Annotated in this window: 14 protein-coding genes; 6 read left to right on the top strand and 8 right to left on the bottom strand. The window is 57.6% G+C overall.

Annotated features, from left to right (window positions below; all coding sequences use genetic code 11):
- The first annotated feature begins 3 nt into the window (after positions 1 to 3).
- Together ndk and proC are read left to right on the top strand one after the other, a co-directional pair.
- Complete coding sequence (gene ndk, locus FGL65_RS11885) at positions 4 to 426, top strand: nucleoside-diphosphate kinase (protein ID WP_147821405.1); 423 nt, start codon at positions 4 to 6, stop codon at positions 424 to 426.
- Positions 426 to 1,229 carry a pyrroline-5-carboxylate reductase gene (proC, locus tag FGL65_RS11880; protein ID WP_147821404.1) on the top strand — a complete coding sequence of 268 codons (804 nt, stop codon included), beginning with the start codon at positions 426 to 428 and terminating at the stop codon, positions 1,227 to 1,229. Before ndk ends, proC begins: the two co-directional genes overlap by 1 nt.
- Before the next feature lie 57 nt (positions 1,230 to 1,286).
- On the opposite strand, the gene cbiB is transcribed toward proC, so the two are convergent.
- From cbiB to rsmA, 8 genes are all read right to left on the bottom strand, one after another.
- Positions 1,287 to 2,237, bottom strand: coding sequence for an adenosylcobinamide-phosphate synthase CbiB (gene cbiB / locus FGL65_RS11875; protein WP_147821403.1), 951 nt, complete (start codon positions 2,235 to 2,237; stop codon positions 1,287 to 1,289).
- Positions 2,238 to 2,285: 48 nt separating this feature from the next.
- Positions 2,286 to 4,049, bottom strand: coding sequence for an RNA polymerase sigma factor RpoD (gene rpoD, locus FGL65_RS11870; protein WP_147821402.1), 1,764 nt, complete (start codon positions 4,047 to 4,049; stop codon positions 2,286 to 2,288).
- A complete protein-coding gene (gene dnaG / locus FGL65_RS11865; RefSeq protein ID WP_147821401.1) occupies positions 4,036 to 5,781 on the bottom strand; it encodes a DNA primase in 1,746 nt (581 codons plus the stop codon). Before dnaG ends, rpoD begins: the two co-directional genes overlap by 14 nt.
- 12 nt (positions 5,782 to 5,793) lie before the next feature.
- Positions 5,794 to 8,103 carry an endonuclease MutS2 gene (locus FGL65_RS11860; protein ID WP_147821400.1) on the bottom strand — a complete coding sequence of 770 codons (2,310 nt, stop codon included), beginning with the start codon at positions 8,101 to 8,103 and terminating at the stop codon, positions 5,794 to 5,796.
- A gap of 29 nt (positions 8,104 to 8,132) precedes the next feature.
- Positions 8,133 to 8,579: a GatB/YqeY domain-containing protein gene (locus FGL65_RS11855; RefSeq protein WP_147821399.1), complete on the bottom strand. Its 447-nt coding sequence runs from the start codon at positions 8,577 to 8,579 to the stop codon at positions 8,133 to 8,135.
- 4 nt (positions 8,580 to 8,583) lie between these two features.
- Positions 8,584 to 8,784, bottom strand: a complete 201-nt coding sequence (rpsU, locus tag FGL65_RS11850; protein WP_147821398.1) for a 30S ribosomal protein S21 — start codon at positions 8,782 to 8,784, stop codon at positions 8,584 to 8,586.
- 387 nt (positions 8,785 to 9,171) lie between these two features.
- Positions 9,172 to 9,444, bottom strand: coding sequence for an HU family DNA-binding protein (locus FGL65_RS11845; protein WP_147821397.1), 273 nt, complete (start codon positions 9,442 to 9,444; stop codon positions 9,172 to 9,174).
- Positions 9,445 to 9,713: 269 nt separating this feature from the next.
- Positions 9,714 to 10,490 carry a 16S rRNA (adenine(1518)-N(6)/adenine(1519)-N(6))-dimethyltransferase RsmA gene (gene rsmA / locus FGL65_RS11840; RefSeq protein WP_147821396.1) on the bottom strand — a complete coding sequence of 259 codons (777 nt, stop codon included), beginning with the start codon at positions 10,488 to 10,490 and terminating at the stop codon, positions 9,714 to 9,716.
- Positions 10,491 to 10,617: 127 nt separating this feature from the next.
- Between rsmA and FGL65_RS11835 the strand changes: the two genes are divergently transcribed.
- The 4 genes from FGL65_RS11835 to FGL65_RS11820 all read left to right on the top strand — a co-directional run bounded on the left by FGL65_RS11835 (position 10,618) and on the right by FGL65_RS11820 (position 13,645).
- On the top strand, positions 10,618 to 11,136 hold the full coding sequence (locus tag FGL65_RS11835; RefSeq protein WP_147821395.1) for an adenine phosphoribosyltransferase: 519 nt from the start codon (positions 10,618 to 10,620) through the stop codon (positions 11,134 to 11,136).
- 11 nt (positions 11,137 to 11,147) lie between these two features.
- Positions 11,148 to 11,897, top strand: coding sequence for an S-methyl-5'-thioadenosine phosphorylase (gene mtnP, locus FGL65_RS11830; RefSeq protein WP_147821394.1), 750 nt, complete (start codon positions 11,148 to 11,150; stop codon positions 11,895 to 11,897).
- Positions 11,898 to 13,229: an amidohydrolase gene (locus tag FGL65_RS11825; RefSeq protein WP_431830888.1), complete on the top strand. Its 1,332-nt coding sequence runs from the start codon at positions 11,898 to 11,900 to the stop codon at positions 13,227 to 13,229.
- Between the two features lie 131 nt (positions 13,230 to 13,360).
- Complete coding sequence (locus tag FGL65_RS11820; RefSeq protein WP_147821393.1) at positions 13,361 to 13,645, top strand: PxxKW family cysteine-rich protein; 285 nt, start codon at positions 13,361 to 13,363, stop codon at positions 13,643 to 13,645.
- Positions 13,646 to 13,660: the final 15 nt, after the last annotated feature.

Genomic DNA, 13,660 nt, shown 5'->3' with positions numbered 1-13,660 from the left:
GGTATGAGTACTGAACTCACTTTTTCCATCATCAAACCCGACGCCGTTGCAGCGGGCAACATCGGCGCCATTCTGCAAATGATCACCGACGGGGGCCTGAAGATCAAGGCCACCAAGATGATTCACATGACGAGGGCACAGGCCGAAGGCTTTTATGCGGTCCACAGGGAAAGGCCCTTTTTCGGAGAATTGGTGGATTTCATGATTTCCGGCCCGGCGGTCGTTTCCGTGCTGGAAGGCGAAAACGCCATCAAGCGGTATCGCGAACTCATGGGGGCCACCAATCCCGCAGAGGCCGCGGAAGGAACCATTCGCAAGAAGTTTGCCGCCAACATCCAGAACAACGCGGTTCATGGCTCTGACGCCCCTGAAACCGCTGCGGTGGAAGTGGCCTACTTCTTCAGCAACCTTGAAATGGTGGGATAATGACAAAGAAAATCGGGTTCATCGGCGTAGGCAACATGGGCGGAGCCATCATAAAGGGGCTTTCCGCCCTTGATGGCGTGGAAGTGCATGGCACCGATCTTGACAAGGCGCGGCTGGAAATGCTGAGCAAGGACTGCGGCATGGTGGCCCAGCCCGGGGCGGAAGCCCTGGCCGCCGCCTGCGACTATGTGGTGCTTGCGGTCAAGCCGCAGCATGCCAGGCCCGTGCTGGACAGCCTGTCCGGTGTCCTGGATGGCGGCAAATGCCTGCTTTCCATTGCTGCCGGGCTCACTTCGGAAACACTGCGCGAGTACATCGGGGGCAAGTGCCCGGTGGTCCGCATCATGCCCAACACCCCGGCCCTGGTGGGCAAGGGCGTCTATGCCATCTGCCTGGAGGACGAAAAGCTCTCCAGCGAGCAGAAATCCTTTGTGCCCGAGGCGTTCAAGTCCATCGGCCAGGTGCATATCCTGTCCGAGAAGCTGTTTGACGCCTTTACCGCCGTGGTGGGATCCGGCCCGGCCTACGTGATGTACTTCATGGAGGCCCTGGTGGAATCCGCCGTGTATCTGGGCATCCCCAGGCCGCAGGCCACCGACATGGTCCTGGCGCTGTTCGACGGCTCCGTGAGCATGGCTGCGGAATCCGACGAGCACATCAGCGTGCTTCGCGAGATGGTCAGCTCCCCTGCCGGAAGCACCATTCGCGCCCTGGCGCACATGGACCGCACGGCCACGCGGGGCAACATTCTCGACGCGATTGTCGAGGCCTATGAAAGGAATATTGAACTCGGTCAGAAGTAGCCGTTCGGCTGCCGAAGAATGAAACGCAAAGGGAGAGCCTTCGGGCTCTCCCTTTTTTTAGATCATTGAAAGCGGAAACAGGACGCAGAGCGAAAGGAGCATGGTCAGCCACCCAGCCCTGTCCACAAGCCGGAACAGCGTTTCGATCCTTTCCGCTGTCCATTCCTGTCCCTCGGGGCCGAGGATCGGTTTGTCCTTGGTCTTTCCGAAATAGATTGTGGGACCTCCCATGGTTCCGCCCACCAGCCAGGCGCAGGCCGCCATGGGCCAGCCCGCGTTGGGGCTTTCCATACTCGGGGCTTGGCGTATGGTGTTGTCCATGACGTTTTCCGTGGCCAGGCCGAGCCCCTTGCCGGCGAAGATCAGGCTGAGCGTGGAAAGACGGGCCGGTATCCAGTTGGCAAGGTCGTCCGTTTTTGCCGAAAACCAGCCAAGCCGTTCATATGTGCTGTTCCTGTAGCCCCACATGGAGTCGAAGGTGTTGATGGTCTTGTATATCCACAGCCCTGTCGGCCCGCCCAGCACGAGATAGAAAAAGGGAGCGAAAAAGCCGTCACTGTAGTTTTCGCTGACCGTCTCGGCCAGGGAACGTCTGATCTCCCGTTCCCCCATGGTCCCTGTCTCCCGGCTGACGAGCATGGCCAGTGCCTTGCGGGCTTCTTCGATGTCTCCTTCGGCAAGGAGCGCCTCCACCTTGCCCGCCTCCTGCACGAGTCCCTTCAGGGCCAGTCCGGCAAAGGCCAAGTAGATGGCAATGATGACGCCGAAGACGGGGATAGAGGCCAGCGGCCAGACAATGCCGCCCACGGCAACGCAGAGCAGGATGGGCGCCATGATGCCCGCAGTGCGGAGACTGCACCGTTTTTCATGCCGGCGTGCAAGGCTCTCGAGCATGCTGATGCATTTGCCGACCAGGACCACGGGGTGCGGCAGGCAGCGGGGGTCGGCCAGAAGCTGGTCCAGCAGGAAGGCGAAGAGTGGGATGAAGAAGATGATCAGGTCGTTCATGGGCAAAAAAAGCGGGAGAAGCCGTGGCCCCTCCCGCTGTGTTTCGGTCTAGTTTTCGAAGTATGACCTGAGCAGTGCGCTGCGGACCGGATGCCGCAGTTTGCGCAGGGCCTTGGCTTCGATTTGGCGGATACGCTCGCGGGTGACGTTGAAGAGCTTGCCCACTTCCTCAAGGGTGTGGTCGGACTTTTCGCCGATGCCGAAACGTTTGCGCAGCACCTGTTCCTCCCTGGGGGTCAGGTCGGAAAGCACGGACGCGATCTGTTCGCCCAGCTTGGTGGAGACCACCTCTTCCGCCGGGGCGGTCGCCTTCTTGTCCTCGATGAAATCGCCGAGGCTGGAATCTTCCTCGTCGCCGATGGGGGTCTCGAGGGAAATGGGTTCCTTGGCGATCTTGAGCACCTTCTTGACCTTTTCCAGCGGGTAGTCCATGCGTTCCGCGATTTCTTCCGGGGACGGGTCGCGTCCCAGCTCCTGAACCAGGTATCGGGAGGTGCGGATCAGCTTGTTGATGGTCTCGATCATGTGCACCGGGATACGGATGGTTCGGGCCTGATCGGCAATGGCGCGGGTGATGGCCTGCCGGATCCACCAGGTCGCGTAGGTCGAGAACTTGTAGCCACGCTGATATTCGAACTTGTCCACGGCCTTCATGAGGCCGATGTTGCCTTCCTGGATCAGGTCCAGGAACTGCAGGCCGCGGTTGGTGTATTTTTTGGCGATGGAGACCACCAGGCGCAGGTTGGCGCGGATGAGCTCCTGCTTGGCGCGGGCGGCGGTCACGTTGCCGTGCTTGATGCGCCAGAGCACTTCTTCCAGGTCGCCCACGTTGTGTTTGCACTTGTCCTGGAGGCGGATCAGGATTTCGAATTTCCCGGCCAGCATTTCCTTGAAGGAGAAGAATTCCTCCACGGTCATGCCCAGGCTGTCCGCTGCCACCACCGGGTTGATGTCCCGCGCGTCGATCTGCTGGAAGAGTTCCTGGATTTCATCACGGGTCTTGCCCACGGAAAGTACGTAGGCGGAAAGGTCACGCTGACAGTTGTGCATTTGGCGCACATAGTCGTTGACCGTTTCGATGATGCGGTCGATGAGGGTTTTCTCAAGCTTGATGTCCTTGAGCCTGGAAACGATCTCTTCCTTGTAGTCCAGAATCTTCTGCTGCAAGCTGGCGACGCGCTTGTCGGTCTGGGCGCACTCGTCGATCTTGTCGTAGAGATTCTTCTTCTTGTTGTAGATCTTCTTGATCTCGCCCAGCAGGAAGATGACCCGCTGGCGCTGGTTCATCTCGTCTTCGGAGGGATCGTCCTCCTCGATGGTCTTGACCACGTCCTTGAGCTTGACCCGGCCGTCGTCCAGGGATTCTCCGATCTGGATCAGCTCTTCGACGGCTACCGGAACCTCGACCAGGGAATACAGGACATCCATCTCGCCGTTTTCGATCTTCTTGGCGATGACGACTTCCCCTTCCCTGTCCAGAAGCGCCACAGCGCCCATTTCCCGCAGATACATGCGGACGGGGTCGGTGCTTCGGGAGGAAAAATCGGCGGCGTCCTCACTGTCTTCCGTGAGTTCCAGTTCGTTGCTTTCGCTATCGTCGGTATCTTCGGAAACCTTTTGCTGACCATCTTCGGAATCATCCACGATGGCGATATCCATCTGATCGAAGATGCTGATAACTTCTTCGATCTGCTCCGGGGTGTTGAAATCGGAAGGCAGCGCCTTGTTCAGTTCCTCGAACGTGAGGAATCCCTTTTTCTTCCCTTGAGCAATAAGGGTCTTGATTTGCTGGATATCCTTAATGTTGCTCATTCTCCCTCCCTAGGCAGTCATTGAGAGCTTGCAGACATTCCTTGACCTTGTGCATATCCCCGGTCTGCTGTGCTTCTTTCAGGGATCGCTTGAGCTGCTCGACGGTCATTTTCTGCTGTCCAGCCGCGATTTTATTACAAATATGTTCCCACTCGTCCAGCAATTCCTTGCCTTCCAGAGAGTTTTCCCGCAGTTGTTCCCGGCACTGGATATAAAACCGTTTCTCGTATTGGTTCAGCCGGGTCAGATCTGCCCTGGGCTGCATTGCAACCAGTTTTTTCCAGAATACGGGAGCCCACTGCGAGCTCAGAACGTTTTCAAATCCCCTCTGCTCCAGCGCCGGGATGTATTCCGGATACTGGATGGGGAATTTCATGAAATATCTGTCGTCCTTGTCTTCCTTTCCCGTGGCCGGAGCCTGAACGGCCGCCGGGCTAACGCTCGATGCCTGCGGCGGCGCATTCCGCTGCATGGAGGCATTGGCGGTCAGCCTCAGTTCGGCCTCGGCAAGGCCAAGCCCCTGTGCGACCCTCGGAAGATAGTAGGCGCGCAGGGACGGGTCCGACAAGTCGGACAGGAAATTTTTCGCCCAGTCCATGATTTCCCTGGGCGCGAACTCGCGGCCGAGATAGTCGAAGCAGAAGGTCAAACCGTCCTGGGCCTTTTCCAGGCACTGCTTGAAACCATCGCGGCCGTGCTGCTGCAGCACGCTGTCCACGTCTTCGCCGTCCGGCAGAAGCACCACGCGGCAAGCCACTCCCTGGAGCAGTATCATTCTGCTGCTCTTCAGGGCTGCCTTGCGTCCCGCATTGTCGCCGTCGAAAACCAGGTCCACCCGGGAGCAGAATCCGGCCAGGCGCTTTACCTGATCCTTGGTCAGGGCCGTCCCCAGCACCCCGCACGAATCCGTGTACCCGAACTGGTGCAGGGAAAGCACATCCATGTATCCTTCGGTGAGAAGCGCCCTTCTCGTGCGGGTCATGGACTGACGGGCCACATCAAGCCCGTACAAGTGGTCCCCCTTCTTGTAGATCGGCGAATCACTGCTGTTGAGGTACTTGGGTTCACCCTCTGTAATTATTCTGCCGCCAAAGGCAATAACCCTGCCCGATAAATTTTTGATCGGGAAGATGAGTCTGCCTCTGAACCTATCGTAAATATTACCTTTTTGGTTCTTTGATAAAAGTCCGGACTCCACTCCCGCCTCGGGGTCCCGTCCCCGGCCACGCAGGTAGTTGTCCAGGCCGTGCCAATCGTCCGGGCTGCAGCCCAGGCCAAAGGCCTGCACGATCTCCGGGGCCAGCCCCCGGCGGTTCAGGTAGTTCCGCGCCACCTCGCCCACGGCGTGTCCCAGGCAGTTGCGGAAGAATTCCTGCGCCTCGTCGTGCATGTCCAGAAAGAGCTTTTTCTTCTGCTGTTGCGCCTTGGCCTGCGGGTCGGGCGCACTGTACTGCAGGTCGATTCCCGCCTCGGCGGCCAGCGCTTCCAGGGCCTCGCGGAATTCAAGCCCGTTGATGCGCTGATAGAAATCAATGACGTCTCCGGAGGCCTGGCACCCGAAGCAATAGAAAAAGCCCTCTTCCTCGTTGACGCTCATGGACGGCTTGGTCTCCTGGTGGAACGGGCACGCACCCATCCACCGGCCTGAAACGGGCTTCAGGTCGACGTATCTGCGGATGACGTCCGCTATATTGATGCGGGCCTTGACGGCCTCGACACCATTTCTGTCCATGAGCTCTCCGGGCTATTTCAAGGTCACTTCGGTCATGCCGTCGCCGCCTCGCTCTTCATTGGCGAGGGCGAACGTCTTGACAGCCGGATAGGTCTTCAGAAAATCGTGTATCTCCCTGCGCAGCGCTCCGGTGCCCCGTCCGTGGACGATTTCCAGGGTACTGGCCCCGCGCATGAGGGCGTCGTCCAGGAACCGTTCCAGTTGGGAAAGGGCCTCGTCGGCGCGGTAGCCGCGAAGGTCCGTGTTCAGGGTCAGGCCGGTGTGTTCGGCGGGATCGTTGTAGATCGCCTTGCCGGGTTTTACCGTGGCCGGATTGCCCTGCGCCGGTCCCAGGTGTTCCGCCTTGACCCACATGGCCACGCCGTTGATGTCGACCTTGGCCTGCTCTTTCCGGTCGTTGCATTCCAGCACGATGCCGACCTTGTCCCAGGCCTCGTAGCGCACCTGCATGCCGGGCTGGATGTCGTCCCAGCCAAAGGCCTTGGCGACACTTGCGGGCTTCTTGACGCCCTTGTCCGCCAGTTTTTCTCGCAGGCCGGCCATTTCCTTCTGGGCCTGCTTGCGGCTGATTTTGTCAGCTTTCCACTGTTTGACGATACCTTGCGCCTTGGCCTGAATATCGTCCAGCAGCTTTTGGCGTTCCTTTTGAAATTTGGCTTCCAGCCCATCCTGCTTTTTTTGCAGGGCATCGCGCTCTTTCTTGGCCAGCCGCACTTCCTTTTCCCGCTCCACGGCCAAGGCATTGAGGCGGTCGAGGGTGGCGCTGGTGTCGGAACCGTCCAGAAGCAGGTATTTTTCCGCACGTTGCAGAATGGCCTCGGGCAGCCCGTTGTCGCGGGCGACATCCAGGGCGATGGACGCCCCCACCTGGTCGTAGGCGAGTTTGTAGAGCGGTTTTTTGGTGGAAGGCTCGAACAGGACGCTTGCTGCGCGGACGCCCTTGGTGCCTACCGCATAGGCCTTGAGCGCCGGGAAGTGCGTGGCCGCGATCACCGTGGCCTTTTTGGCCATGAGTTCGTCAATGACACCCTGGGCCAGTGCCGCCCCCTGGGTGGGGTCGGTGCCGGCGCCGAATTCGTCGAGAATGTACAGGGTGTTGGCGTTCACTTCGTTCCAGGTGTTTTTCAGATAATGAATCTGGGCCGTAAAAGTACTGACGTTTTCTTCCAGGCTCTGCTCGTCGCCCATGATGACGAAAATATTCTTCCAGAGCGGCAACCTGCAGCCGGGTTCCACGGGCACGGGAAGGCCCGCATAAACCATGATCGCCGTGAGCCCGAGGGTCTTAAGGCAGACGGTTTTCCCGCCAGCGTTGCCGCCGCTGACAATGAGCGCGTGGTGCTCGGGGAGCAGTTCCACATCGATGGATTGGACCTTCTCCTCCTGGAGCGCCAGGAGCGGATGACGGGCTCCCCTCAAAAGCGGATTGACGCCTTCGATGACATCAACGGCCCGGCCGTCATATTCCCCCGCGAGCCTGATCTTGGCCAGGAGCACGTCCATTTCCACAAGGCAGTTGTAACAGGCCTCCACCGCTCCGAGTTCCTGACGAATCAGATCGGTTAAATATACGAGAACTTTATACTCTTCTTCCCGCTCTTCCTTTTTGAGTTCCTGGAGCCTGTTGTTGGTCTCCACCAGGAACATGGGTTCGAAGTAGCAGGTTTCACCGGTCTGTGAATAGTCGTGTATAATTCCGTTGAGCCGGTTCTTGAAGTTGACCTTCAGGGGCAGGACGTACCTGTCCGATGAAATGGTCATGAAATCTTCCTGAAGGTAGTTCGCTATGCCTTCCTTGAGGACGTAATCCTTGACCCGTTTGGTGCAGCGCTGGTGGATGCCGCGAATTTCCTCCCGGACTGCGTAGAGATCGGGAGAGCTGTCGTCCTTGAGTCGCCCTTCCTGATCCAGGCAGCGGTTGATGCCGGAAGCGGATTTCTGCGGCCAGTCGAAGCGGAAAACCGTTTCACCCAGCACGTTCCAGCCGCGTTCCTCGTATTTGTCCAGGGAATTGCGGAGGGTCGCGGTTTTTTCGAGAATGGTCTTGAGGGCGAAGAGCGCGTCCTGGTCCAGAACGGCCTTTTCGGAAGCCAGATAGTTGAACAGGCCGTCCAGGCTGATGAAGGAGCCGAGCTTGAAATCGCTTTCAGCCACCCAGACAACCGCCTGGTTGTAGAGCAGGTTGGCGTGTTGGATGCGCTCGATGTCGTCGCAGACGGAAATGGAACGGCAGGCATGGGCACCCGGTTCAGACGTTGTATAGCCTGAAAGGATTTCCAATACCTTATGAAATTCCAGTAATTGGAATGCTTTGGATTCCATGAAGGACCCGCTGGAAGCGATGTGGTGGTTTACGAGGAAAGACGCGCCTTGACCAATGCGCTGGCCTTGCCGCCATCAAATTGCCCTTTGTGGGCCTGCGTCAGGGCTTTCATGACCGTGCCCATGTCCTTCATGGAGGAGGCGCCGGTGTCGGCAACGGCCTGTTCCACTGCGGCCGCGAGTTCGTCTTCCGACATCTGCTTGGGCATGTAGTCATCCAGCGCGACCAGTTCCGCCTTTTCGACGTCGGCAAGGTCTTGTCGGCCCGCCTTTTCGTACTGGTCCATGGAATCCTTGCGTTGCTTGACCTGTTTGGAGACAAGGTCAAGCACGTCTTCATCGGCAAGTTCCCTGCCGACTTCCACCATACGGTTTTTGATGGCCGTCTTGAGATGCCTCAAGACGGCCACTTTTACCGTGTTCTTGGCCTTATAAGCCTCGATGTAGTCTTTTTCTATTTTGGATAGGAGACTCATCTTCTTAACGCATGTTCATTTTGCGAACTTTTTTGGCAAGCCTTTTCTTGGCGGCAGCCTTCTTTTTCTTGCGCTGCACGCTGGGCTTTTCATAGTGCTGACGTTTTTTCAGCTCGGACAGAATTCCGGCCTTTTCAACCTGCTTCTTGAAGCGACGCAGGGAAATGTCGAAATTGTCGTTATCGTCAAGGTATACACCGGGCATTGAGAATCACCTCCTCCGTGACCCGCATCTAATGGCGGGCTAAAGTCGAATTTGGTTAATTATACTGACTTCTGGAGAAATGCAAGCATGAATATGGGGAAAGGCGCATAAAGTCCGGAATTTCCCAGCTGGGGAGAAAAAGAAAGGCTTGCCGCAAGCGGCAAGCCTTTTATCGCATAGACCGATAAAGCCTATTATCCTAGTGTTGGCACTTGGTGTCACACCAGGATTTGATCACGGTGTACGCAAGGCCGATACCGATGATACCGAGAACGGCATACAGTACGCCAAAGAAGACGAAGTGGTCGGGCATCCACCAGGGAAGATCCTGGGGAAGCGGGCTGTGTACAGTTTCTCCGTGAAGCATAGCGATACTCCCGGAGTTACTTACTTGACGGCTTCTTTGAGGATCTTGCCAGGACGGAATTTAACAACCTTGGTGGCAGGAATCTTCAGTTCGGAGCCGGTGCGGGGGTTGCGGCCAACGCGTGCTTTGCGTTCTTCAACGGCAAAGGTGCCGAAGCCGGTCAGAGTGAGCTTGCCTTCGCTTACCAGGGTACCTTCAACGGTTTCCAGGAATGCGTTCAGAGCGCGCTCAGCGTTGGCTTTGGTCAGGTTGGCCTTTTCTGCGATTTTAACAACGAGATCAGCCTTAGTCATCAGTCCTTCCTCCTCATAGATGGTTTGCACTTTCACTATGAAAGAATCTGCAATGTAAACGGTGCGGAGGCATGTCTGCATTGCAGCATACTTTGCCAAATCAACTCACTTCTACACTATGTCCAAAAGGTATAACGATTGAGCGTCACATATTCGGACCGGGAAGCTTGGACCCGAAGGGGAATCCCCTCTCGTGTCTTCAAGATGTAAAACAGAATTTTGGGGAACAAGTCAATAGGGGAAGCCAGCATTTTTGAGTAAAAACCGCATCAGACAAGCGCTGAGAGCGATTTGAATTGTCCCGGCGAAAGGTTTTCCGGACGTGTTTGAGGGGATAGTCCCTGCTCTGAAAACCACGCTTCTATTTGTTCATTCCATTGTTTTTTCAATATGTTAGCCAGCTGCTTCCGGCGCTTCTGGAAGCAGGTTTTGATAAAGGTCGACAATTGTTCGGGGTTTTCCGGGCGCTGATCGAGGGGTAACGGAAAAAAATCCACGATTGCCGAGTCAATTTTAGGTTGGGGCCTGAAAACATGGGGGGGAACCTTGAACCGGTACTCGGTCTCGGTGTGATTTTTGACCCAAACGGTCAGTCCGCCATATTCCTTATTTGATGGCTGCGCCGTCAGGCGAAGCGCCACCTCGTGCTGTACCATGAACGTCGCCTTGGTCATGTTGACCGCCTTGCTGACGATGTCCCAGATGAGCTTGGAGGCGATGTTGTAGGGAAGGTTCCCGATGATCTTCGTTCCCGGATCCAGGCTTTGCCAGTCAAAGGCCAGGGCGTCCATCTGAAGAATCCCGATTTCCGGGTACAGCCCTTCCAGGCGTTCGGCCAGTTCGTTGTCCTTTTCCAGCACGGTGAGGCTGGCGGGAGCGGCGCTGACCAGGAATTCGGTCAGGGCTCCCCTGCCCGGCCCGATTTCCAGCACGTGGTCGTCCGGATTGATCTGGAGCTGGGCCACGATCTTGGCGCAGATATTCTTGTCCACTAGAAAATTCTGGCCGAGGCTTTTTTTCGCCCTGGGCAATCTGTTTTCGTTCATGAAATCCTCTGTTCTGTCTGAGTGCTTGCTGGCCTTGTATCTAACGCGCTTGCGGGAATCAACAACATTGACACCGATCCTCCGGGGGCATTACTACATATCTTCAATTTCAACGAGGAGTTCTGCTATGGATTTGAGAGAGCATATCCGGGATATTCCCGACTACCCCAAGGAAGGAATCGTTTTTTTCGACATCACGCCCATGTTGTCCGACCCCGACGCCTTTCGGCACACCATTGACTGCCTGGCCGAAAAATTCAAGAACAGCGGTGCCACGAAAGTTGTGGCTGCGGAAGCCCGCGGCTTCATTTTCGGCGCGCCCCTGGCCTACAAGCTGGGTATCGGTTTCGTGCCGGTCCGCAAGCCCGGAAAGCTGCCCTACAAGACCACCTGCGTCACCTACGATCTGGAATACGGCACCGACACCCTCTGCATGCACGAGGACGCCATTGCGGAAGGCGAAAAGGTGCTGGTCATCGATGACCTGCTGGCAACCGGCGGCACGGCCGAGGGCATGCTCAAGCTGGTCAAGGGAGCGGGCGGCGATATCGTGGGTATCGGATTCGTGGTCCAGCTCGGCTTCCTGGATGGCCCCGACAAGATCAAAAGCAAGGGGCATGACCACTGCTTCCTGGTCGAATTGTAGGAGGTGGTCCCATGACCATGATAGGCATCATTGGCGGCAGCGGTCTGGATAATCCGGATATTCTCGAGGAGGCCCGGGACATCGTCGTCGACACGCCCTTCGGCTCTCCCACTTCCCCGTTGAAGGTGGGCAAGATTGCCGGAAAGGACGTGGTGCTTCTGGCCCGGCATGGGCGGGAGCACACCGAGACTCCGACCCATGTGAATTTCCGCGCCAACATCTGGGCGCTCAAGGACGCCGGGTGCGACTGCATTCTGGCCACCACCGCCTGCGGCTCCCTGCGCGAGGAAATCGACCGGGGCCACCTGGTGGTGCTGGATCAGTTCATCGATTTCACCCGCCACCGCCATATTACCTTTCATGACCGGTTCGAGCCGCATGCCGCAGTGCATACGGGCATGGCCGACCCCTTTGACGAGGAGCTTCGGGGCCTGTTCATTGCCGCCTGTCGCGAGGCAAGCGTGACGCACCATGAAAAGGGAACCGTGGTCACCATCGAAGGCCCGCGTTTTTCCACCCGCGCCGAATCCAATATGTTCCGCATGTGGGGGGCCGATGTCATCAACATGAGCATTGCGCCCGAGTGCATTCTGGCCAACGAGGCGGGCATTCCCTATGCCGCGGTGGCCATGTCCACGGATTATGACTGCTGGAAGACCGATGAGGCCCCGGTCACCTGGGAAGAAATCCTTAAAGTCTTCAAGAGCAACGTGGAAAAGGTGACTTCGGTACTTATCCAAACCATCAAGAGCATGAAATAGATGTCCAAACCCATGAAAAACAAGTGCGACCTGCTGCTCCATGCGGATGTGGTCGTCACCCAGGACGGGAAACGCCGGGTCTTGCGCCATGGTTCCGTTGCCGTGGCGGACGGTGTCGTGGTTGCGGTCGGTGCTTCTTCCGAACTACGCCAGGCCTGGGAGGCCCGGGACAAAATGGACCTGCCCGGTAAGCTGCTCATGCCCGGCCTGGTCAATGGGCATTGCCATGCCCCCATGGTGCTGCTGCGCGGCATTGCCGACGATCTGCCGCTGATGGAATGGCTGGAGGACAATATCTGGCCCATAGAGCACCAGCTCACCGAGGAGATTATCGAGCTCGGGGCGCGGCTGGCCTGCGCAGAAATGCTGGCAACCGGCACCACCGCCTTTCTGGACGGATACATCCATGAGGAAGTTGTGGGGCGGGCCGTGCAGCAGTCCGGTATGCGTGCGGTGCTGGGCGAAGGCTTTTTCGGTTTCCCCTCCCCCATGTTCCCGACCCCGCAGCATTGCTGGGATTCCATCCGGGACATAGACGGCCAGTTCGCCGGAGAGCCGCGTGTCCGTTCGGCCGTGACGCCGCATGCCGTGTTCACGGTTCCGCCGGAGCATCTCACCGCAAGCTATGAGCTGGCCGAAGAATTGGGCATGCCCTGGCAGGTCCATCTGGCGGAGTCTCCCGTGGAAACGGCGGTCTGCATGGAGAAGTATGGCAAGCGTCCGGTTGAATTGCTCGATTCCTTGGGGCTGCTTTCCTCCCGCGTCACCCTGCATCACTGCGTGGACGTGAACGACGGCGAAATTGCCCTTCTGGCCGAGAAACAGGCCAGAGTCGTGCATAACCCCGCTTCCAACTTCAAGCTCAATTCCGGCATGTGCCCGGTTCAGAAAATGCTGGATGCGGGCGTGGTGGTCGGCCTGGGGACGGACGGGGCCGCCAGCAACAACCAGTTGAACATGTTCCGCGACATGGGTCTGGCCGCACTTATGGGCAAGGTGCGCGCCGACGACGCTTCGGCGGTGAGCGCCTCGTCCGTGCTGGACATGGCCACCAGGAATTCGGCCCAGTGCCTGCACTGGCCGGAACTGGGAAGGATCGAGGCGGGATGCCCCGCGGACATTATTGCCCTGGATCTGGATGCCCCCAACCTGCAGCCGCTTTTCAATCCCGTGTCCCAGCTGGTGTATGCAACCTCGGGCCATGAGGTGTGCATGACCATGGTTGCGGGCAAGGTGGTGTACCGGGACGGCAAGTATACGGAATTTGACAGAAACGAGCTGTTTGAAGAGGTGCGGCGGGTGCAGAGTTGGATCGAGGAACGCCGATCCTGAAAAAATCCCTGTTTTGCCCTTGACAATCACTGGTTTCTAAGCATATTCGGTTCTGCTTTAACGCAAACGATGAACACGTTCGCCATGCGGCTTGGTTCGCAAGGCTTATTTTTTTCAAGGAGGAACCCTAAATGGCTAAAAGACAAACCCCCGCACTCGAAGGCGCTGTCATGACCGCAGATGGTCTGTCCTACAAAGGCGTCATCATGGAGCCCGTGGTTGAGAAATGTGATGGTTGCGAACGCATCGTCACCATTGAAGAAAAGAACTTCTGTCCGTCCTACGCTCAGCCCGAGCGCAAGTGGGCGCACGGTGTCTGCAACTTCGCCACTCATGTCCGTGCAACCGTGGACAGCGAAGGCAAGACCAAGGTCAACCCGCTCAAGGCTTCCAAGCGCGCAGCTCGCGGTCGCTAGTCGCTTATTGGTTGA

The organism is Salidesulfovibrio onnuriiensis, from assembly GCF_008001235.1.
GTDB lineage: Bacteria > Desulfobacterota > Desulfovibrionia > Desulfovibrionales > Desulfovibrionaceae > Pseudodesulfovibrio > Pseudodesulfovibrio onnuriiensis.
Note: the sequence above shows the minus strand (reverse complement) of the source record. Positions and strands in the feature narration are given on the sequence as shown.

Bases quoted from the DNA above. Each gene is read 5' to 3' on its own strand.
- proC (WP_147821404.1), top strand. From the start codon at position 426: ATGACAAAGAAAATCGGGTTCATCGGCGTAGGCAACATGGGCGGAGCC.
- rsmA (WP_147821396.1), bottom strand. From the start codon at position 10,490: ATGAACGAAAACAGATTGCCCAGGGCGAAAAAAAGCCTCGGCCAGAAT.
- dnaG (WP_147821401.1), bottom strand. From the start codon at position 5,781: ATGGACAGAAATGGTGTCGAGGCCGTCAAGGCCCGCATCAATATAGCG.
- cbiB (WP_147821403.1), bottom strand. From the start codon at position 2,237: ATGAACGACCTGATCATCTTCTTCATCCCACTCTTCGCCTTCCTGCTG.
- FGL65_RS11855 (WP_147821399.1), bottom strand. From the start codon at position 8,579: ATGAGTCTCCTATCCAAAATAGAAAAAGACTACATCGAGGCTTATAAG.
- FGL65_RS11860 (WP_147821400.1), bottom strand. From the start codon at position 8,103: ATGGAATCCAAAGCATTCCAATTACTGGAATTTCATAAGGTATTGGAA.
- FGL65_RS11825 (WP_431830888.1), top strand. From the start codon at position 11,898: ATGTCCAAACCCATGAAAAACAAGTGCGACCTGCTGCTCCATGCGGAT.
- rpoD (WP_147821402.1), bottom strand. From the start codon at position 4,049: ATGAGCAACATTAAGGATATCCAGCAAATCAAGACCCTTATTGCTCAA.
- FGL65_RS11845 (WP_147821397.1), bottom strand. From the start codon at position 9,444: ATGACTAAGGCTGATCTCGTTGTTAAAATCGCAGAAAAGGCCAACCTG.
- FGL65_RS11835 (WP_147821395.1), top strand. From the start codon at position 10,618: ATGGATTTGAGAGAGCATATCCGGGATATTCCCGACTACCCCAAGGAA.
- rpsU (WP_147821398.1), bottom strand. From the start codon at position 8,784: ATGCCCGGTGTATACCTTGACGATAACGACAATTTCGACATTTCCCTG.
- ndk (WP_147821405.1), top strand. From the start codon at position 4: ATGAGTACTGAACTCACTTTTTCCATCATCAAACCCGACGCCGTTGCA.
- FGL65_RS11820 (WP_147821393.1), top strand. From the start codon at position 13,361: ATGGCTAAAAGACAAACCCCCGCACTCGAAGGCGCTGTCATGACCGCA.
- mtnP (WP_147821394.1), top strand. From the start codon at position 11,148: ATGACCATGATAGGCATCATTGGCGGCAGCGGTCTGGATAATCCGGAT.